The 20,035-nt window shown below is 41.9% G+C and carries 16 protein-coding genes; 8 read left to right on the forward strand and 8 right to left on the reverse strand.

What is annotated here, in order from left to right:
- Positions 1-75 precede the first annotated feature (75 nt).
- The 4 genes from HMPREF1321_RS00970 to HMPREF1321_RS00985 all read left to right on the forward strand — a co-directional run bounded on the left by HMPREF1321_RS00970 (position 76) and on the right by HMPREF1321_RS00985 (position 5,155).
- Entirely contained in the window at positions 76-1,344 is a 1,269-nt protein-coding gene (locus HMPREF1321_RS00970) for a M16 family metallopeptidase (protein ID WP_009421028.1), read from the forward strand.
- Positions 1,345-1,354: 10 nt separating this feature from the next.
- Entirely contained in the window at positions 1,355-2,725 is a 1,371-nt protein-coding gene (locus HMPREF1321_RS00975) for a M16 family metallopeptidase (RefSeq protein ID WP_009420966.1), read from the forward strand.
- A gap of 525 nt (positions 2,726-3,250) precedes the next feature.
- The gene (fbaA, locus tag HMPREF1321_RS00980; RefSeq protein ID WP_002672889.1) at positions 3,251-4,318 is read left to right on the forward strand and encodes a class II fructose-bisphosphate aldolase; all 1,068 of its coding nucleotides are present in this window, start codon (positions 3,251-3,253) and stop codon (positions 4,316-4,318) included.
- Positions 4,319-4,426: 108 nt separating this feature from the next.
- Positions 4,427-5,155, forward strand: a complete 729-nt coding sequence (locus HMPREF1321_RS00985) for a Bax inhibitor-1 family protein (RefSeq protein ID WP_009410716.1) — start codon at positions 4,427-4,429, stop codon at positions 5,153-5,155.
- A gap of 106 nt (positions 5,156-5,261) precedes the next feature.
- Here HMPREF1321_RS00985 and HMPREF1321_RS00990 read toward each other — a convergent pair whose 3' ends face one another.
- The 4 genes from HMPREF1321_RS00990 to HMPREF1321_RS01005 form a co-directional block, all read right to left on the reverse strand.
- Positions 5,262-6,380: an ABC transporter permease gene (locus tag HMPREF1321_RS00990; RefSeq protein ID WP_009420971.1), complete on the reverse strand. Its 1,119-nt coding sequence runs from the start codon at positions 6,378-6,380 to the stop codon at positions 5,262-5,264.
- A gap of 7 nt (positions 6,381-6,387) precedes the next feature.
- Positions 6,388-7,518, reverse strand: coding sequence for an ABC transporter permease (locus tag HMPREF1321_RS00995; RefSeq protein ID WP_009420994.1), 1,131 nt, complete (start codon positions 7,516-7,518; stop codon positions 6,388-6,390).
- 14 nt (positions 7,519-7,532) lie between these two features.
- On the reverse strand, positions 7,533-8,345 hold the full coding sequence (locus HMPREF1321_RS01000) for an ABC transporter ATP-binding protein (protein WP_009420980.1): 813 nt from the start codon (positions 8,343-8,345) through the stop codon (positions 7,533-7,535).
- A gap of 70 nt (positions 8,346-8,415) precedes the next feature.
- Positions 8,416-9,321 (reverse strand): ABC transporter ATP-binding protein, encoded by a 906-nt coding sequence (locus HMPREF1321_RS01005; RefSeq protein ID WP_009421033.1) that lies wholly within the window; start codon positions 9,319-9,321, stop codon positions 8,416-8,418.
- Positions 9,322-9,415: 94 nt separating this feature from the next.
- On the opposite strand from HMPREF1321_RS01005, the gene HMPREF1321_RS01010 reads away from it, so the two are divergent.
- Entirely contained in the window at positions 9,416-9,745 is a 330-nt protein-coding gene (locus tag HMPREF1321_RS01010; protein ID WP_009420957.1) for a DMT family transporter, read from the forward strand.
- An 8-nt stretch (positions 9,746-9,753) separates the two neighbouring features.
- Here HMPREF1321_RS01010 and HMPREF1321_RS01015 read toward each other — a convergent pair whose 3' ends face one another.
- The 4 genes from HMPREF1321_RS01015 to HMPREF1321_RS01030 all read right to left on the reverse strand — a co-directional run bounded on the left by HMPREF1321_RS01015 (position 9,754) and on the right by HMPREF1321_RS01030 (position 13,644).
- On the reverse strand, positions 9,754-10,311 hold the full coding sequence (locus tag HMPREF1321_RS01015) for a hypothetical protein (protein WP_009421037.1): 558 nt from the start codon (positions 10,309-10,311) through the stop codon (positions 9,754-9,756).
- 117 nt (positions 10,312-10,428) lie between these two features.
- The gene (locus tag HMPREF1321_RS01020) at positions 10,429-11,358 is read right to left on the reverse strand and encodes an HlyD family secretion protein (protein ID WP_009420952.1); all 930 of its coding nucleotides are present in this window, start codon (positions 11,356-11,358) and stop codon (positions 10,429-10,431) included.
- Positions 11,359-11,485: 127 nt separating this feature from the next.
- Complete coding sequence (locus HMPREF1321_RS01025; RefSeq protein ID WP_009421024.1) at positions 11,486-12,811, reverse strand: TolC family protein; 1,326 nt, start codon at positions 12,809-12,811, stop codon at positions 11,486-11,488.
- A gap of 218 nt (positions 12,812-13,029) precedes the next feature.
- Positions 13,030-13,644 (reverse strand): TetR/AcrR family transcriptional regulator, encoded by a 615-nt coding sequence (locus tag HMPREF1321_RS01030; RefSeq protein WP_034575401.1) that lies wholly within the window; start codon positions 13,642-13,644, stop codon positions 13,030-13,032.
- A gap of 1,007 nt (positions 13,645-14,651) precedes the next feature.
- Here HMPREF1321_RS01030 and alaS point away from each other — a divergent pair.
- From alaS to rpsA, 3 genes are all read left to right on the forward strand, one after another.
- Positions 14,652-17,285, forward strand: a complete 2,634-nt coding sequence (alaS, locus tag HMPREF1321_RS01035) for an alanine--tRNA ligase (RefSeq protein WP_009421021.1) — start codon at positions 14,652-14,654, stop codon at positions 17,283-17,285.
- Complete coding sequence (locus HMPREF1321_RS01040) at positions 17,285-17,848, forward strand: ACP phosphodiesterase (protein WP_009420943.1); 564 nt, start codon at positions 17,285-17,287, stop codon at positions 17,846-17,848. Before alaS ends, HMPREF1321_RS01040 begins: the two co-directional genes overlap by 1 nt.
- A 289-nt stretch (positions 17,849-18,137) precedes the next feature.
- On the forward strand, positions 18,138-19,898 hold the full coding sequence (rpsA, locus tag HMPREF1321_RS01045; RefSeq protein ID WP_009421038.1) for a 30S ribosomal protein S1: 1,761 nt from the start codon (positions 18,138-18,140) through the stop codon (positions 19,896-19,898).
- Positions 19,899-20,035 lie beyond the last annotated feature (137 nt).

The raw sequence follows: 20,035 nt of genomic DNA on the forward strand, positions 1-20,035 counted from the left end.
AACTTTGCTAAAGCCATACAGACTTTAGCAAAGTTTTTTTGCTAATTATCTCATTGACAAATCGACAAATTAACTATGGCTCAATCTCTCATTTTTGAAGAATACGACCTCTCTAATGGACTACACGTGATTCTTCACCGAGATAACTCAGCTCCTGTGGTTACCATAGGAGTAATGTATCACGTAGGCGCCAAAGACGAAGACCCTACCCGCACTGGCTTTGCCCACTTCTTTGAGCATCTCCTTTTTGAAGGTACTCAGCATATAGCACGTGGCAAATGGTTTGATATTGTATCGGCAAATGGTGGACATAACAATGCTTTTACTACGCAGGACAAAACTTATTATTACGAAGTTTTCCCGTCTAACAATTTGCAATTAGGCTTGTGGATGGAATCCGAACGTATGTTGCACCCTGTTATTAATGAGATTGGAGTAAGGACTCAAAATTCAGTGGTAAAAGAAGAGAAAAACCAACGTATAGACAATACACCTTACGGCAGAATAATGTACCGCTCGGCTATCAATCCGTACCTTTTTAAAAAACACCCTTATTTGGGAACAGTAATTGGAAAAGTGGAACATTTAGACGCTGCGAGCTTAGAGGAGTTTATCGCATTTAAGAAGAAGTTCTACAACCCTAACAACGCTGTACTGGTGGTGGCAGGCGATTTCGATACGGTACCGACCAAAAAATGGATAGAACAATACTTTGCGACCATTCCTAATACAGGTAATGCTATAGAACGCAACAAAATAGAAGAAGCTCCTATCACTAAAACTATTGAGGTAACCGAATATGACCCTAACATTCAAATCCCACTGAAACTATATGCCTATCGCACTCCTGCAATGACGGACAAAGATTCGTTTACTATCGACTTGCTTTCTAACATTCTCACCGATGGAAAGAGTGCTCGCCTCTACAAAAAGATGATAGACGAGCATCAAACAGCTTTGCAGGTATTGGCTTTTTCAGACGCTCAAGAAGATTATGGCGTTTATATAATGGGAGCACTCCCTATGGACGGTGTGAGTTTGGAAATTTTGGCACAAGAAATGGACGAAGAAATTACAAGACTACAAACCGAACTCATCAGTGAGCGAGAATATGAAAAGTTACAAAACCAGATAGAGGCTAACTTTGTGGCTCAAAATAGCCATATGGAAGGAATTGCCCTCTCTTTGGCAGACAACTATACTTTCTACAAAGACACTAACCTTATTAACAAGGCTATAGACCACTATCGCGCTATTACCCGAGAGGATATCAGAGAGGCTGCACGCAAGTATTTGGACAAAAACCAACGTTTAGACCTCAATTATTTACCTTCAAATCTATAAGTAAACAAAAATGACACATATAGACCGCTCTATACAACCCACCCCAGGAGTTGCTCCTATCATTAATTTAGGGACACCTGTTACTCATACTCTCCCGAACGGACTCACTCTCCTTATTGTGGAGAACCATAAACTTCCTCAAGTGGGAATTCGCCTTTCGTTAGAGGAATGTCCAGAATTAGAAAAAGAAAAGAAAGGGATTTCTGACCTTATTTCGCTAATGGCGGGCAATGGCTCTACCTCTATCAGTAAAGACGATTTTAATGAGGAAATAGACTATCTCGCGGCGACTCTCTCTATCGCTTCTAATGGCGTTTATGCCCAAGTACTCTCTAAATACTTCCCGCGTGTGTTGGCTCTCATTGCCGATGCTGCCCTACACCCTAACTTCACCGGAGAGGATATGGAAAAAGAAAAAGCGCGCATTATCCAAAGTATTCGTGCCAATGAGAGTAATGCCGAAGTGATTATGAAGCGCGTACAACAAACCTTACGGTACAGTACGGCTCACCCTTACGGCGAATACATTACCGAAGCTCACATCGCTGCCCTCACCTTAGACGATGTAACCAACTATTACCGCAAGCGTTTTGTACCTAACAACGCCTATTTGGTTGTTACAGGTGATGTAAACCCCGAAGAGGTAATTACTTTGGTAAACGAACATTTCGCTGACTGGCAACCTTTTTCAGAAGAAGCTCCTGCCTTATATATCCCTGAAAATGTAAGTGAAACACAAATCAACTTTATAGACTTACCCAGCGCGGTACAATCGGAAATAAGGGTTACGAACCTCATCGACCTAAAGATGTCGCACCCTGATTATTTCCCTCTATTGGTAGCCAACAGTATTTTAGGTGGAGATTTTGGCAGTTATATCAATATGAATTTGCGGGAAGAACACGGCTATACTTATGGAGCTTTTTCTACTTTCAAAACGGATAAATGGACAAAAGGCAACTTCAGCATCAAGACCAAAGTAGGGAATGCCGTAACAGCACCTGCTATTAGGGAGATACTCAAAGAAGTGAAGCGCATACAAACTAGTGTAGTGAGTGAAGAAAAGTTGGCACAAGCCAAAGCACAGTACTTAGGTCAGTTTGTACTGGCTACCGAGCGTCCGCAGACGATTGCTAATTACGCTATCAATATAAAAGTGCGCAACCTACCTGAAGATTTTTACAAGAACTATATTGCAAACATCAATGCAGTAACCAAAGAAGATGTACAGCGAGTTGCTAATAGTTATTTCCTATTAGAAAACTTCAGAATCATCATTGTAGGCAAAGGTAGTGAGATAGCAAAAGAGCTTGAAAATATTAGCTTTGACGGGGAAAAAATCTCTGTGAAGTATTTTAATAAGTATGGGGAAGCAATTTAGTAAAAAATGAAGAGTTAAAGGTGTGAGCCACACAGGCAGGTGCGAGTCGCACAGACAGTCGTAGCACGGTGCGAGCCGCACAGGCAGATGAAGAAAATATCCTCTCCCCAACCCTCTCCCAAGGAGAGGGAGTGTAGTAACGGAAAAGTGGGACGAAGGAATGACGAACAAAAGACGGTGCGAGCCGCACGGGCAGATAGAGAAAAGACAAAGGTAACCTCCCCCTAACCCCCTCCAAAGGGAGAACTGTAGCGACGCAAAGACGAACAAATGACGGTGCGAGCCGCACAGGCAGATAGAGAAAAGACGAACAAAAGACGAACAAAAGACGAACAATGAACGAAGAAAGGGAACATCTAAACCAAATATAAGTCGAAAATAAGTGGTGAAAAACACGAAGTAATTTTGGTTATTTGAACTAAAAAATATAAGATTTATTTTGAAGATATATGAGAAAATCGTATCTTTGCCGTCAATTATGACATAATGAGTAATTCTGAAAACTAAAATTAATTATATTAAAGAATGGCACATAACATTAAAAAAGGCGTAATTCTTGGAAAAGAAGTACAAGAAGTATTCAAATACGCTAAAGAAAAAGGCTTTGCTCTTCCTGCAGCCAACGTTATCAGTTCAAACTCTATCAACGCTGCGTTAGAAACTTCAGTAGCTGTAAATGCCCCAATGATTATCCAATTTTCTAACGGTGGTGCTCAGTTTATGGCTGGTAAAGGATTGAATAACGACAACCAACGCGCTTCAGTTCTCGGAGCGGTAGCAGGTGCTAAACACGTTCACCAATTGGCAGAAGCCTACGGAGCATCTATCATTTTGCACACTGACCACTGCGCTAAAAAATTACTTCCTTGGCTTGACGGTATGCTTGAAGCATCAGAAAAACACTTCAAAGAAACAGGTAAACCATTGTTCAGCTCACATATGATTGACCTATCGGAAGAGCCTATCAAAGAAAATATTGAAACTTGCAAACGTTATCTTGAACGTATGAGCAAAATGGATATGACTTTGGAAATAGAACTCGGTATGACCGGTGGTGAAGAAGACGGGGTAGACAACTCACACGTAGATAGTAGCAGGCTCTTCACACAACCAGAAGACGTAGCTTACGCTTACGAAGAACTTTCTAAAATTAGCTCACAATTCACCATTGCAGCTGCTTTTGGTAACGTTCACGGGGTGTACAAACCTGGCAATGTGAAATTGACACCAAAAATTTTAAGAAATTCACAAGACTACGTTTCAAAGAAATACAATTTGCCTCACAACGCACTTGACCTCGTATTCCACGGAGGTTCAGGCTCTACCCTCGAAGAAATCCGCGAGGCTATTTCTTATGGTGTAATCAAAATGAATATTGATACTGACTTGCAATACGCTTTCACTGAAGGTGTTCGCGACTATATGAAAGCTAAATCAGCTTACTTGCAAGGACAAATAGGTAACCCAGAAGGTCCCGAAGCGCCTAACAAGAAATACTACGACCCACGTGTATGGCTTCGTGAAGGCGAAAAGACATTTGTTACTCGTTTGAAAAAAGCGTTTGAAGACCTTAACAACGTAAATACTTTATAGTAGTATTTACCCACCTGATAACTTTGCCAAAAAGCTACAGCAACCTCTGCCAATAGACTTTTTGGCAAAGTTTTTGATATATGAACACAAACATTTTTAATTAAACATATGGGATATAATTCAAATTACGACAGCTACAACACTAACTATCAATCACCTCAAATAGTAAGCTACGCTACTAATGAGGCACAAGCTACCTTTTACCGCAAAACTTACTCACACGTAGCAATGGCACTTTTGGCATTTATAGCTGTAGAAGCTATTTTGCTAAATGTAGTACCAGAAAGCCTTATCATCTCTATGGTAAGTGGCAAATGGGTATGGCTATTGATTTTGGGAGGCTTTTGGTTAGGCTCAATCCTTGCCAGCAAATGGACGCAAGCACAAGATAAGAATACCCAATATATGGGCTTAGGGCTTTATGTGTTACTCGAAGCTGTTATCTTTATGCCAATAATCTTTTTGGCGATGTACTTTACTGATGGTACGGCTATCCTCTCGCAAGCCGGTATTATTACACTTGCTTTGTTTGGCGGACTTACAGCGGTGGTATTCCTCACCCGTGTAGACTTTTCGTTCTTGCGTAGCATATTGGTAATAGGAGGTTTTGTAGCCTTAGGACTTATTGTGGCAGGAGCTATCTTTGGTTTCGATTTAGGACTTTGGTTCTCAGTAGCAATGGTTGCTTTGGCAGCAGGTGGTATACTATATGAAACTTATAACATCAAAAATGTATACAGCACAGACCAATATGTAGGGGCAGCTTTGCAGTTGTTCTCTTCTATTATGCTACTTTTCTGGTATATATTGAGAATACTTATGTCGAGAAGAGACTAATCTGTTCTCCTAAAATATTAAAATGATAAGTTCCATCATTGAGTACAATGAGATTAGTACTCTTGATGGAACTCTTTTATTATATGAGGTTATATGAGGGATTATGTTAGCTTGTCTTCTTATAATTCCAAATAGCCCAACTATTGAGTAGCACAGCAAATCCTACAAGATACAAAAACTCTATGTGTAACTGCTCAAAACTACTACCTTTGAGCACAATTAAGCGAACAGCATTCACAAAATGGGTTACCGGAATGGCATTACTCACCTGTTGACTCCAAGCGGGCATACTGTCTACACTGGTGAGGAAACCACTCATCAAAAGGAATATCATTATAAAGAAATAGGCGATAAACATAGCTTGCAACTGCGAATCGGCATAGGTGGAGACCAGAAGTCCGAAGCCGAGAATCGCAATGAGATACATTGTGGCAAAGGCATACAAGGTGAGTAGATTTCCTGCGGGGAAGATGCCATATACTACATACATCACCGTAAGCCCCAAGGTGAAGAGGATTAACCCTACTACCAAAAAGGGTATGAGCTTTCCTAATATAAACTGCCACTTCTTGATAGGCGTTACATTGATCTGCTCGATAGTGCCTATTTCCTTTTCTTTCACTACATTCAGCGCAGAGAGAAATCCCCCAATAATGGTGAGTAATAAGGCTAAAATGCCTGGAACTATGTAATATCTGTACTCCATTTGTGGGTTGTACCAATGGGTGCTCGCCACACTGAATTTGGCTAGATTGCCTATCCGTTGGGGTGCTTTTACATTTACATCGAGTTGGGTGTTGAACTCACGTATTACCGAAAGCAAATACGCCCCTCCTAAGGACGACTTGCTCCCGTTAATCGCATCGATAGAGAGACCGAGTGCCTGCTTCCCTTCGCGTACGAGGTTACGCTCAAAACTTTCGGGGACTTCTAAAACTACATCAGCTTTGCCGTCTTCTATCAGGGCGATACCTTCTTTGTAAGAGAAAGGAGCGTCTACGAGTTTAAAGTACCCTGAGGAGGTAATCTTCTGTATGAGCTCGTGCGAATAAGGACTCTGGTCGTGGTCGATATAAACGAGGTTAATGTTCTTCACATCAAAATTGGCAACTAAGGGCAATATAATCAGTTGGATGATAGGTGCTATGAACATCATTGCCAAGATGGTCTTATCTCGGAATATCTGCTTAAATTCTTTTTGGAGTATAAATGATAAGGTTTTCATTTCTTCTTTATTGTAATCTAATCTTAAACTTCTTCATTGCAAGGCTTAAGAAAATTACTGCCATTGCTATTAATATCAGCGTTTCTTTCCATACGTAAGTAAAATCTAATCCCTTGAGCATTACTTTCTTCACGATAGCGTAGTAGTAACTTGAGGGGAAGACTTTGGATATTCCCTGAAAGATAAGAGGCATATTCTCTATGGGGAACATAAAGCCGGTAAAGAAAGCCGTAGGGAGCATCATTCCCATCATAGCGATGAGCATAGCCGTTTGCTGTGAGGCGGTAACGGTGGATATGAGTAGCCCCAACGACAAACAAATGATGATAAACAAAGTGCTTTCGGCGTAAAGCAACAGCAGATTGCCACGTATCGGGACATCGAGCATATAGACCGATAGCAGGAGTATCACGGTGAAGTTGATGAGCGAGAGAATAAGGTAAGGCACGGCTTTGGCAATGAGTATCATTATAGGTTTGAAAGGCGATACCAAAAGGATTTCCATAGTGCCTAACTCTTTTTCGCGCACCACCGCTACCGAGGTAAGTGCAGTGCTCACTATCATAAAGACGAGTGCAATTACCCCAGGAACGAAGTTCATAGAGCCATTCTGCTCCTCGTTGTACAGCATTCGGTTTTCAACGGTTATCTGGTAAGGTAGTTGCACAGCAGGGTTCAGCTCTTGCTGATAGCTGGCTACCATAGCCGAGAAGTAGTTTTGCACTGTTTTAGCCGTGTTGGGGTCGCTCCCATCGGTGATGAGTTGTAGCGAGGTGCCACTGGAGGTGTAGAGGTCTTTGCCGAAATCGGGAGGGAAGATGAGCGCTGCTTTTATGGTGCCACGCTTGAATTGGTCTTCTACTTGATTGTAATGGTACAGAGGCTCCTTTAGCTTAAAATACGGACTTGCCCGCAATCGGTGTGTGATTTCTTGGCTATAAGTGTTGTTTGCCTCATCTAATACAGCGATACCGATATTCTTGACCTCGCTGCTGAGGGCTTGACCGAAAAGGATAATCTGCGCTATGGGGATACCAAAGAGTATCAATAGCGTGCGACGGTCGCGGAATACGTGATAGAATTCCTTGCGTATAAAGGCGATGAGCTGTTTCATATTAATAGGTGGGCGAATTGCCATTCGCCCCTACGGGGTTATTCATTACGTTTTGCTTTACGGGCGAGCTGGTAGAACACCTCGTCCATTGAATGAGTGTTAAACTGTGATTTAAGGCGGGTGGGCGTATCCATTGCTTCCACTTTGCCGTCTACCATTATGCTGATGCGGTGGCAGTATTCGGCTTCGTCCATATAGTGAGTGGTAACGAATACGGTGATGCCCTGTGCGGAGGCTTCGTATATCATATCCCAGAACTGTCGGCGCGTTATCGGATCTACGCCACCGGTAGGCTCGTCGAGGAACACGATTTCGGGACGATGGAAGATAGCCACCGAGAAAGCGAGTTTCTGCTTCCAGCCCAGAGGTAGCGACCCTACGAGTTTGTTGGCTTCAGCCTCCAAGCCGAGCTTGGTGATAAGGTCGGTACTGCGGGTTTTGATTTCCTTGCGACTCAAGCCATAGACGCCTCCGTAGAAGGTGATGTTTTCCTGCACGGTGAGGTTGTCATACAACGAAAACTTCTGACTCATATAGCCAATGTGTTTTTTAATCTGCTCTTGCTGGCGATAGACATCGAAACCTGCTACAGTAGCCTCGCCCGAGGTAGGGTAGGAGAGTCCGCAGAAGATGCGTATAGCGGTGGTTTTCCCCGCACCATTGGCACCGAGGAAGCCGAAGATTTCGCCTTTTTCAACGGTAAGGGAAATGTTGTTCACGGCTTTGAAATCGCCGAATTGCTTTGTTAGGTTGTTACATTGTATGGCTGTCCTCACCCCCGTTCCCCCTCTCCCAAGGAGAGGGAGCAAGCCGTTATAGGGAGTGGAAGTGGTGTTAAGGTTCTTTTTCATTAGTATTTCTTTTTTGAATTAGGCTTTGTTAAAGTTTGATACTTCAACAAAGCGCATTCCGCATTAGTGGTTAGGCATTCTCCATTAGGCGGATAAAACTGTCCTCGATGGCGGGGGTAAGGGGCTGCCAATCGAGGTGGGGAAAGGTGGTTTTCAGCTGTTGCTCGAATATGGGAATGTTGGTATTTTCCTTGAGGGTAACGTGCAGGTACTCGCCAAAGGGGTAACAACTATCAATGTTGGGGTGCTCGCGCAGGTGCTTCAGCAGTGCGTATAGGTCGGGAGTCTTGATAGCATAGAGTGTGGTGGGGTACTGGGCGATGATTTGCTCAGGAGTGCTGGTGGATAGCACCTTGCCATTTTGGAATAAGGCAATGCGATCGCACAGGCTGGCTTCGTCCATATAAGGGGTGGAAACGAGTATGCTGATACCTTGCGCCTTTAGTTTTCTCAGCATCTCCCAGAACTCTTTGCGCGAAACCACATCTACCCCCGTGGTGGGCTCATCCAACAAAAGGACTTTTGGCTTGTGAATGAGGGCGCAACATAGGGCTAACTTCTGCTTCATTCCGCCTGAGAGCTTGCCCGCGCGACGGTTGCTGAACGGCTTTATCTGTTCGTAAATATCTTTGATAAGGTCGTAATTCTCGGCGATAGTCGTACCAAAAACAGTGGCGAAAAAGGTGAGGTTCTCCTCAACAGTAAGATCTTGGTAGAGAGAAAAGCGCCCAGGCATATAGCCCACGTGCTTGCGGATTTCTTTATAATCCTTAACGATATCCCAAGCCTCGATGCTTGCTGTGCCCTCATCGGGTAATAGGAGGGTGGTGAGTATACGGAAGACGGTGGTTTTGCCTGCCCCATCGGGACCGATAAGCCCAAAGAGCTCACCTTTCTCCACTTCTAAAGAAAGGTGTTGCACGGCGTGGGTACTGCCGTAGGACTTGGTGAGGTTATGTATACTTATGCTTGTCATTTTATTAATTAGGTGTGAGCCACATAGGCTGTTCCTTGTTTTCTATTGTTAAAAAAGGTTGTACTTTTGCCACGAATTTAGATACTATAATTATATGCATTACCTATACCTCACTTTAGCGATTGTTTTAGAGGTCTTAGCCACCGCTCTTTTAGGTAAATCGGAAGGGTTTAGCAAATGGTTGTTTGCTGTAGGCTCGCTGTTGTCTTATGGTGTTTGTTTTTATTTTTTATCCTTAGCCCTCAAGAATATTCCGTTGGGGGTAGCCTACGCTATCTGGTCGGGGGTAGGGATTGTACTGACAGCTATCGTGAGTATTCTTGTTTTTAAGAACAAAATAGACTTGCCTTTTGTATTGGGTTCCCTGCTTATCATTGCTGGGGTAGTGGTGATTAACCTTTTTTCAAAAACAAATGGACACTGATTTTCTTTTTATTTTTCCTCTTTTTTTCTTGTTATCAAAATAAATACTACGCATATTACCAGCCCTACAAGAGCGGGTTTGGCTACTGACCAACCGCTTGCACCACTGCTCACCACGCTCCATAACAGTTTTAAAAGCGCTGCTAACACTACGGTGTAGAGCAATAAGCGCCATTTTCTCTTCCACGCTGAGACTATCAGCAGATAGAAAAATAGCGGTACACTTAGTGAGAAAAGTATCTTTTTTGTGTCCCACGCACCTTTGAGGTAGTCCATTTCGTAGGCTAAGAAGCCGAGCACCTTAGGGTCGGTTTGTTGTGGAACGGAGAACCAAAACATACTGGTAAATAGGCAAAAGATACTCAATGACACTCCTGCATACGATTTTCTCAAAGCAAAATACACCATAGGCACGATAAAGAGCGGGCGCATATACCAGCTCAATATATTGTGATGTCGCACAAAAGTCCACTCAAAAAAGGAGTCATTAGTGAGAAAGACTACTATAAAAACTATGGTAAGCAGGGCAAAAACCGTTGCTATTACTTTGTCGTATTTCTTTAACATAGGGTTGTATTTGTTAGTAAGCTACAAAAAATGTGCTAAGAGTATGAGCTACAAGCTCTGTTCTTGGTAGGCACGAGCTACAAGAAAAGCGCCAGCGGGGCAAAGTGTAGAGCAAGGCTATTTAAACACCACTTCCCCGTACATTCCTATCTTGAGATAGCCGTCATTTTTTACTTTAACCTTGATAGCATAGACGAGATTGGCGCGTTCGGATTTGGTTTGAATTGTTTTGGGGGTGAACTCGCTCTTTTGAGATATCCAGATAATTTCGCCTTGATAGGTGCGGTATTCGCTTTTTCCGGCATCGGTGCGCACGGTAACTTGCTGTCCTAATTTGATTTGGGATAGTTGGTCACCGGTGATGTAGGCTTTTAGGGTTAGTACATCAGTATTGGCGATTTTGTATAGTGGCTTTCCGAACGTCTGCATTTCCCCTTTTAGGGCGTAGTTAGTAAGCACAGTGCCAGCAATGGGGTTGATAATTTCACCTTGGTTGATTTGCTCTTGAACGGCTTCGGCATTCTTTTGCAGAGGAGCTTCTTGGCTGAGCACGTTGCGGTTCTGCGTGTTGATATTGGTCAGACTCACTTTGAGTTGGTTTTCGGTTACGGCTATCTGCTTGCGAAGCTGGTCGATGAGGGCGGAGAGGTCGTCCAATTGCTTTTGGGTAGCAGCTCCACCGCGCACTAAGTTCTGTGTACGCGTAAGCTCACGTTCCTGTTGGGCGAGTTGTGCGCGCTGTACTTCGAGTTGGCTCCGAATGAGTGCCACCTGGTCGGCAGGGTTTTGGGTTTTCTCTTTGAGTGAGGCAATAGTGACTTCCACCTGCTCTTTCTGTATTTTGAGGAGAGCGACGTTTATCTGACCGACCTTTTGACCTTCGGTAAGAGTTTTGCCTTCTTCTACATCGTAGTCGATGAGTTGCCCTGTCTGTTGGGCAGAAACAATGACTTCGTCGGCTTCGAAGTTGCCAGAAGCGTCGAATTTGTTCTTGTGGTTGCAGGCGATAAGGGCTGCAAGTGCGGTGATGAGTGTTATCTTTTTCATTTTAAATCCTCACTCCCGTTCCCCCTCTCCCAAGGAGAGGGGGCAAGCCATAAAGGCGATAGGGGCGTTTTTTATTGAGTTATTATTCAGTAAATGGTATTCTTGTTCTGTTTTATTGTTAGCCTCACTATAACTCCCCTCCTTGGGAGGGGTTAGGGGAGGATTGTCCGTTGATGAGTTTTTGATTTTCTTGAGCTTGGAGGAGTTGTATTTGGTGCAGGATAAGGGTTTGCTGGGCAAGATGCCAAGCATTGACTTTCTGCAAGTATTCGTGAGTGGTGATAACCCCGTTGTCTAACTGGACTTCAGCAGATTTAGCGACGGAATGGCGCAGGGTTACCGATGCTTCATCTTGTTCTATCAGCTTTTGTAGCTTTTTGAGTTGCTCGGACTGCTGAGTGAGTTCGAGTTTTGTGTTGAGTAAGAAGGCTTGACGGTCGGTTGTGAGACTCTCGAGGTTGAGGCGCAAAATGTGTCTCTTGCTCGATAAGTTGTATAGCGGACTTAAATTCCACTGCAAGCGGAGCCCTGTGATATAATAGAAATCCGCTTGGTTGCTGAGCATATTGAGTGTGGGACGCCCGTAACCGCCTTGAAAAAACGCACTGAACTTAGGTATATATTCGCTATTGAGCTGTTTTTCTTGCGCTTTGAGCAACGATTCCTGTAGCTGAAACCCTTTGAGTTCAGGGCGAAAAACCTCAGTAGATAGAGTTTGAGACTGAGACTGGGGCGCAGGCTCTGCGAGCTGGGAAGCGTTGGTGAACTCTTTGCCTATAAAAGTAGACAGCATTTGCAAGTAGGTAGCTTGTGCGGCTTCGTACTCGGTGGTTTGCATTGTCACGCGGAGGATTTCGGCTTTCAACTCGTCTACATTGCTGGGGAGGGTCGTACCGTTTTTTAGGGCTACTTCCGCCTTCTTAAGTTGCGACTCAAGCGTTTCGATATTGAGACGGTTTTGAGAGAGTTGCGCATTGATGAGGAGCACCCCAAAATATAGGTTGCTCACGCGTTGTTTCAGGGTGTACAATTGGGTTTCGACCGCTTGTGCTTGCACGGCACTTTGAGCTTTGGCAATAGCCTTCTGACTGTGAATCGTACCACCTCCATAGAGAAGTTGGCTTACCTCGCCCACGACCTTGTATTGCTCCTTGTCGATGGTAGGCAAAGAGACGTTAGGAGGCAGTGGGAGTGCTCCTACAATGGTTTTAGAGAGGTCGGTTACTTCCGACTGGTAAGTGGCTTGCCCTAGGATAGAGACCTGTGGGAGGTAAGCACGATTGGCATTGGCAAGGGTATAGCCTTCGGTTTTGGCTACCAAATCGAGCTTTTTGACGGTAGGGTAGTTCTCACGAGTAAGACGATAGCAGTCCTCCAAAGAAAGGATAGCCTGCGCTTGCGCGGTGAGAGTGAGGGCTATTGATGCGGTGAGTGTTAAGATAAGGTGTTTCATAGTGGCAATCCTCACCCCCGTTCCCCCTCTCTTTCGGAGAAGGGGCAAGCCATAAAACAGAGTAAAAGACTGATGAATTAAGGCTTTTAGGGGTATTATAGTGTTAATAAATTAGTTTAACCATTTGGTTAGGGTATAGATAAAAAAATGTTATTTAGCCTCCGTTCCCCCGAAGGGAGACAATCCGCAAAGACAATTGTTTAAGAGAAATCGTATTATTATTTCCATAGCGTCGCTTTAATCCATTGGGGGATAAGGGTTTTACGCTGAAGCATTAGGGCTTTGTACTGTTCTTCGGGTATATTGATAATTGAGGTTAGGATAGGTTTTGCAATGAAAGGAAATATCACCAACCCGATGACGTTTAGGATAGCTTGTATTAGGTTAGGCTCTGTGATTTCGCCACGAGCTACGGCTTCGGCGTATTGACGAGTGAGTACAGAGTGAGTAAGTGCCTCTTTAATAGGATTTTGCTCTACAAACGCTTGCGGGTTAGGGCGCACCTCATTAAATATGAAGGTAGGTAATTCGGGTTCTTTGAGGAGTAAATCGACGTAGTTAGAGACGATGAGGTCTATTTTCTCATCGAGAGAGGTACTTTCGTCGTTCAGCATAAGGTTTACTCCTTTAAAGAATTGCGCCATTGTTTCCATCATTACCATTTCAAAGAGCTTTTCTTTACTACGAAAATAATAGTTGAGCATTGCGTGGTTGATACCCGCTTCTTCGGCAATGTCGCGAGTACGTGTACCTGCAAAACCTTTCTGATGAAAGACTTTGCGGGCAGCGGCTTTGATGCGTTCTTCGGTGCTTATATCTTTTGTCTTCTTCATCGTTACTTCTAATTTTCGGGGGCAAAGGTACAACGAGTTTTTGAATTAACCAAATGGTTAGAACAAAAATTTAATTTACATAGTACGTAGGTAGCAGTAACAATCTAAAAGTCATACATTTACATATATAAATAAAAACCTATGGGTAGGTGAAAAATTAGAAAATTAGAAAATTAGGGAATTAGCAAATGGGAAGCGTAGTTAATGGTTAATGGTTAATGATTAATGATTAATGGTTAATGATTAATGGTTAATGGTTAATGTTAATGATTAATGGTTAATGATTAATGGTTAATGATTAATGGTTAATGATTAATGGTTAATGATTAATGGTAAATGGTGAATAGTGAAATTGGGAGAGAGGTATACAAAGCTTATAGAATAATTAAAGAATGAGTGGCTTTTCAGTGGTTTTACAGTGGCTCTACAGTGGTTTTACAGTGGCTCTACAGTGGCTCTACAATGAAGACTGACCAAAGATTAATTGAATACTAACTGAATAACAATTGAATTTAGAATGTTACTAATATCAATCAAGAGTTGAATTAATTGATGTGAATTAAGAGTGTAGCTTACGCTGCAGAAATCTTACAAATTTTTACAAATAAAACAAATAGTCAGTAAGCTATCTGAAAGTCTCGCAAAGACTTCACGGATTACACAGATTTAGCACAGATAATTCTTTTGTAAAACATCATTATTCTGTGGATTGCTCAGTTAAAGCTGAGGGGGAAATTAAGAGTGTAGCTTACGCTACAGAAATCTTACAATTTTTTACAAATAAAACAAATAGTCAGTAAGCTACCCGAAAGTCTCGCAAAGACTTCACGAATTACACAGATTTAGCACAGATAATTCTTTTGTAAAACATCATTATTCTGCGGATTGCTCAGTTAAAGCCGAGAGGAAAATTAGCAGATTAGCAAATTTGTGAATTTGCTAATTAGTTCGTACCTTTGCGCCCTGAAAATGTTAATTATTAACTGTCAATTGTTAATTGAAAATATATGACTTCGCAAGAAATAAGAGAACAATTCCTAAAATTCTTTGAAAGCAAAGGGCACACTATTGTCCCCTCGGCTCCTATGGTGGTCAAAAACGACCCTACCCTGATGTTTACCAACGCTGGTATGAACCAATTTAAAGAGTTTTTCCTTGGTAATGCTAAACCTAAATACAAACGCGTAGCCGATACTCAAAAGTGTTTGCGCGTATCGGGAAAGCACAACGATTTGGAAGAGGTAGGTCGGGACACGTATCACCACACGATGTTTGAGATGCTTGGCAACTGGTCGTTTGGTGATTACTTTAAAAAAGAAGCCATTAGCTGGGCGTGGGAATTGCTCACCGAAATATACAAAATTCCCAAAGAAAACCTCTATGTAACCGTTTTTGAAGGCAGTGAAGAAGAGGGCGTGCCTTTTGACCAAGAAGCCTATGATATATGGAAAGAACGGATTGCCGAAAACCATATTCTTCTCGGAAATAAAAAAGATAACTTTTGGGAAATGGGTGACCAAGGTCCTTGTGGTCCTTGTACCGAAATTCACGTGGATATCCGTTCAGATGAAGAAAAAGCCAAAGTGCCAGGTCGCGACCTTGTGAATAACGACCACCCTCAGGTAATTGAGATTTGGAACAATGTGTTTATGGAGTTCAACCGCAAAGCCGACGGTAGTCTCGAAAAACTACCTTCTCGCAACGTGGATACAGGTATGGGTTTTGAACGCCTCTGTATGGTTTTGCAGAAGAAACAATCAAATTACGATACCGATGTGTTTACCCCACTGATTCACAAAGTGGAAGAGATTACCCAAAGTAGATATACCTCAGGCGACCGTGTAACTGCTGAACAAGAACAAGTAAACATTGCCATTCGTGTGATTTCAGACCATATTAGGGCTGTCGCTTTTGCTATTACCGACGGTCAGTTGCCCTCTAACAATGGTGCTGGTTATGTGATACGCCGTATTTTGCGCCGTGCTATTCGCTATGGCTTTACTTTCTTAAACCAAAAAGAACCGTTTATCTACAAATTAGTAGAGACACTCTCTAACCAAATGGGAGGTACTTTCCCTGAATTGGAGAAACAACAATTCCTGATTATGAGCGTCATAAAAGAAGAAGAAGCCTCTTTCTTGCGCACGCTTGAACAAGGTTTGCTAATGCTAGATGTGATGATACAAAACAGTCCTGGCAAGCAACTATCGGGCGGTAAAGCCTTTGAATTATACGACACTTACGGCTTCCCCAAAGATTTGACAGCGCTCATTCTTTCGGAGAAAGGGCTCACTATGGACGAAGCGAGTTTTGAAGAACAATTACAAAAACAAAAAGAGCGTTCACGTGCAGCAGCTCAAATAAAAGCTGACGACTGGGTAATACTCCGCGACGACGATGAAGAGGAGTTTATAGGTTATGATACCTTAGAGGCTGTGGTGCGATTGGTGAAATATCGCAGAGTGGAAAGTCAGAAAGACGGTACACACTTTCAGTTAGTGTTTAATACTACTCCTTTCTATCCGGAAGGAGGTGGACAAATAGGCGATAAAGGTACACTCCAAAGTGCTAACGGTGAGCTTATTTATATTTTAGATACCAAAAAAGAAAATAACCTTATCATTCACATTTCAGAACACCTGCCTACTAATTTAAACGACCCTTTCAAAGCAGAAGTACATTCAATATCACGTGAAATGGCAGAAGCTAACCACAGTGCTACCCACCTGTTACACCAAGCCTTACGCGAAGTGTTGGGTACACACGTTGAACAAAAGGGCTCTCGTGTAGCTCCTGAGACTTTGCGCTTCGACTTCTCTCACTTTGCTAAACTTACTGAGGAAGAACTCAAAAAGGTAGAGCAATTGGTAAACAGACGTATTTTTGAAAAAATTCCTTTGCAAGAGCATCGTAATATTCATATGCAACAAGCAGTGGAATCAGGAGCTATGGCACTCTTTGGTGAAAAGTACGGCGACCGTGTGCGTATGATTCAGTTTGGTGATAGCAAGGAGCTTTGTGGAGGAACTCACGTAAAGAACACAGGCGATATTTGGTATTTCAAAATCATCTCAGAAGGTGCTGTAGCAGCAGGTATTCGCCGTATTGAAGCGATTACCCGTGGAGGAGCTATGCAGTATTTTACAGAACAAGAACAGCTGGTAGAACAAATAAAAGAGACGCTGAAAAACGCCCAAGACCCTGTAAAAGCGATTACGCACTTGCAAGAAGAAAATGCAGCTTTACACAAAGAGCTTGAACAGTTGAGAAAAGAGCAAGCTAAGCAACTTAAAACAAGTTTAAAAGCTGAATTTACAGAAGTAAATGGAGTTCAGTGTCTCGTAAAACAAGTAGATGCAGAAGTGGCAACTCTCAAAGACCTTGCTTTCGAGTTAGGTAATGAGGTAAAAAATGCTTTTATATTCTTTGCATCAGCTCACGAAGAAGGCAAAGCACTCTTGTTATGCTATATCAATAAAGAATTGGCACAAGCCAAAGGATTAGATGCTGGTAAGATAGTACGAGAACTGGGCAAATACATTCACGGAGGAGGTGGCGGACAGCCATTCTTTGCAACCGCAGGAGGTAAAAACCCCAGTGGTATTAGCGAAGCACTTTCTAAGGTAAAAGATTATTTATAATGAATTTTTTGGCTCATATTTACCTTTCGGGCGAAGGCGATGAACTGCTCACTATTGGCAACTTTATCGCCGATACCGTACGAGGCAAAGAATACTTACAATACCCCGAAGCAATGCAACGGGGTATTTTATTACATCGCAGAATAGATACTTTCACTGATGCACACGCCATTTTCCGGAAAAGTAAACACCGATTGGTGCCTACTTACAAGCATTACGCAGGGGTACTGGTAGATATTTTTTACGACTATTGTCTTGCTAAACATTGGAAAGAATATTCTGATAAATCCTTAGAACAATATGTTCAGCACTTTTACGACACCTTAGAACGCCATCAACAATTGCTCAACAATAAAGCTCAAACTTTGAGTAAATACATCATTGCCGAACGTTGGTTAGAAAGCTATCAAACCTTTGAAGGCATCTCTTCCATATTATACCGAATGGATAGGCGTACAGGCTTTGTTTCGAAAATGCAATATGCCATAGAAGATTTAAAAAGAGATGAAAAATTATATGAAGAAGAATTTACTCAGTTCTTTAAAGAAATACAAATGATGTAATTACAAAAACTTTTCAGTAGAATCGATTGTTTCTTAGTAATATTTCCACTTAACACAATATCCATATAATTATCTAATAGACAAATAGATACACAGTTACAAATAAAAAAACATCTTCAAAAATCATAAAATTATTTGGCTAATTCAAAGATTATTTGTAATTTTGCCATAATTTTTTAAGGGCATAGAGTATTAATTTATCATTATTGTTTCATTCTTTCCTATTAGAAATAGCCCTACTAAAATACTCTCGTTCCTAATTAGGAAATACAAATTTTATTATCAGCAAATGGCTGAAAACACTCAAAATCCAGAAGAGTTCTTACAGAACTTTGATTGGGACAAGTACCAAGAAGGTATTGACAGCGTACAAGAAGACCAATTGAAAAACTTCGAAGAATTGGTTAAAAACAATTTCGTTGACACTCAAGACAATGAAGTAGTAGAAGGAGTAGTAACTCGCATCACTGACAGAGAAGCGATTATCGACATCAACGCTAAATCAGAAGGCGTTATCTCTCTCAACGAGTTCCGCTACAACCCGAACCTCAAAGTAGGTGACAAAGTAGAAGTGCTTATCGATATCCGTGAGGATAAAAACGGCCAGTTAGTACTTTCACACCGCAAAGCACGTACGCTTAAAGCTTGGGATAGAATTAACTTGGCACACGAAAACGGCGAAATCGTAAACGGTTTTGTAAAAAGCCGTACCAAAGGCGGTATGATAGTAGATGTATTTGGCATCGAAGCATTCTTACCTGGTTCTCAAATCGATGTGAAACCTATCCGCGATTACGAACAATTCGTAAACAAAACAATGGAATTCAAGATTGTGAAAGTAAATCACGAGTTCAAAAACGTAGTGGTTTCTCACAAAGCGCTCATCGAAGCAGATATCGAAGAACAGAAGAAAGAAATCATCAGTCAACTCGAAAAAGGACAAGTACTCGAAGGAGTTGTGAAAAATATCACTTCTTATGGTGTATTTGTAGACCTTGGTGGCGTAGACGGATTGATTCACATCACCGACCTTTCTTGGGCTCGTATCAATCACCCAAGCGAAGTGGTATCGGTAGACCAAAAGCTCAATGTGGTAATCCTTGATTTCGACGACAACAAATCACGTATCCAATTAGGTTTAAAACAGCTTAGCAAACACCCTTGGGACGCTCTTGCTGATGACCTTAAAGTAGGCGATAAAGTAAAAGGTAAAGTAGTGGTAATTGCCGACTATGGTGCTTTCGTAGAAATCGCTGATGGTGTAGAAGGTCTTATCCACGTTTCTGAAATGTCTTGGAGTACTCACTTACGTTCTGCTCAAGATTTCGTAAAACTCGGCGACGAGGTAGAAGCTGTTATCTTGACTCTCGACCGCAACGAGCGCAAAATGTCTTTGGGTATTAAACAACTTACCCCAGACCCTTGGATTAACATCACTGAAAAATATCCAGTAGGTTCTAAACATACAGGTACTGTTCGCAATTTCACTAATTTCGGTGTATTCGTAGAACTCGAAGAAGGTATCGATGGTCTTATACACATCACCGACCTTTCCTGGACTAAGAAAATTAAACACCCATCAGAATTTGTAAACTCTGGTGATAAGATTGAAGTAGTAGTACTTGAATTAGATGCCGAAGGACACAAATTATCATTAGGACATAAGCAAACCACTCCTAACCCTTGGGACAAATACGAAACTGAATTTGCGGTAGGTACAGTTCACAAAGGTACTATTTCTAAAATGGTAGATAAAGGTGCTACTGTTCCTTTCAACGACGATATCTTAGCGTTTGTTCCTTCACGTCACTTAGAAAAAGAAGACGGAAAGAAATTAGGCAAAGGAGACACTGCTGATTTCAAAGTGATTGAATTTAACAAAGAATTTAAACGTGTAGTAGCTTCTCACACTGCTATCTTCAAAGAAGAAGAAGAGAAAATAGCTAAAGAAGCTACTGTAAATACCAGCTCATCTACAGTCGAAAAATCAACACTTGGTGATCTTGAAGCATTACAAGAGTTGAAAGACAAGATGGAAAAAGAGAAGTAATTTAGTTTTTTTCATAATTTTTTGTTTTAATGAGGAAAAGTCGTTGCTGGGAAGTGACGACTTTTTTTATTATTTATGATATATCTATTATTCATAAAAGAAAACCTCAGTATATAAAAATACTGAGGTTTTCTTTT

The organism is Capnocytophaga sp. oral taxon 412 str. F0487, from assembly GCF_000271925.1.
Taxonomy (GTDB): domain Bacteria; phylum Bacteroidota; class Bacteroidia; order Flavobacteriales; family Flavobacteriaceae; genus Capnocytophaga; species Capnocytophaga ochracea.

What these genes read in the sequence shown, in the direction of transcription:
- HMPREF1321_RS00970 (WP_009421028.1), top strand. Translation starts at nt 76, where the DNA reads ATGGCTCAATCTCTCATTTTTGAAGAATACGACCTCTCTAATGGACTA.
- HMPREF1321_RS00975 (WP_009420966.1), top strand. Translation starts at nt 1,355, where the DNA reads ATGACACATATAGACCGCTCTATACAACCCACCCCAGGAGTTGCTCCT.
- fbaA (WP_002672889.1), top strand. Translation starts at nt 3,251, where the DNA reads ATGGCACATAACATTAAAAAAGGCGTAATTCTTGGAAAAGAAGTACAA.
- HMPREF1321_RS00985 (WP_009410716.1), top strand. Translation starts at nt 4,427, where the DNA reads ATGGGATATAATTCAAATTACGACAGCTACAACACTAACTATCAATCA.
- HMPREF1321_RS00990 (WP_009420971.1), bottom strand. Translation starts at nt 6,380, where the DNA reads ATGAAAACCTTATCATTTATACTCCAAAAAGAATTTAAGCAGATATTC.
- HMPREF1321_RS00995 (WP_009420994.1), bottom strand. Translation starts at nt 7,518, where the DNA reads ATGGCAATTCGCCCACCTATTAATATGAAACAGCTCATCGCCTTTATA.
- HMPREF1321_RS01000 (WP_009420980.1), bottom strand. Translation starts at nt 8,345, where the DNA reads ATGAAAAAGAACCTTAACACCACTTCCACTCCCTATAACGGCTTGCTC.
- HMPREF1321_RS01005 (WP_009421033.1), bottom strand. Translation starts at nt 9,321, where the DNA reads ATGACAAGCATAAGTATACATAACCTCACCAAGTCCTACGGCAGTACC.
- HMPREF1321_RS01010 (WP_009420957.1), top strand. Translation starts at nt 9,416, where the DNA reads ATGCATTACCTATACCTCACTTTAGCGATTGTTTTAGAGGTCTTAGCC.
- HMPREF1321_RS01015 (WP_009421037.1), bottom strand. Translation starts at nt 10,311, where the DNA reads ATGTTAAAGAAATACGACAAAGTAATAGCAACGGTTTTTGCCCTGCTT.
- HMPREF1321_RS01020 (WP_009420952.1), bottom strand. Translation starts at nt 11,358, where the DNA reads ATGAAAAAGATAACACTCATCACCGCACTTGCAGCCCTTATCGCCTGC.
- HMPREF1321_RS01025 (WP_009421024.1), bottom strand. Translation starts at nt 12,811, where the DNA reads ATGAAACACCTTATCTTAACACTCACCGCATCAATAGCCCTCACTCTC.
- HMPREF1321_RS01030 (WP_034575401.1), bottom strand. Translation starts at nt 13,644, where the DNA reads ATGAAGAAGACAAAAGATATAAGCACCGAAGAACGCATCAAAGCCGCT.
- alaS (WP_009421021.1), top strand. Translation starts at nt 14,652, where the DNA reads ATGACTTCGCAAGAAATAAGAGAACAATTCCTAAAATTCTTTGAAAGC.
- HMPREF1321_RS01040 (WP_009420943.1), top strand. Translation starts at nt 17,285, where the DNA reads ATGAATTTTTTGGCTCATATTTACCTTTCGGGCGAAGGCGATGAACTG.
- rpsA (WP_009421038.1), top strand. Translation starts at nt 18,138, where the DNA reads ATGGCTGAAAACACTCAAAATCCAGAAGAGTTCTTACAGAACTTTGAT.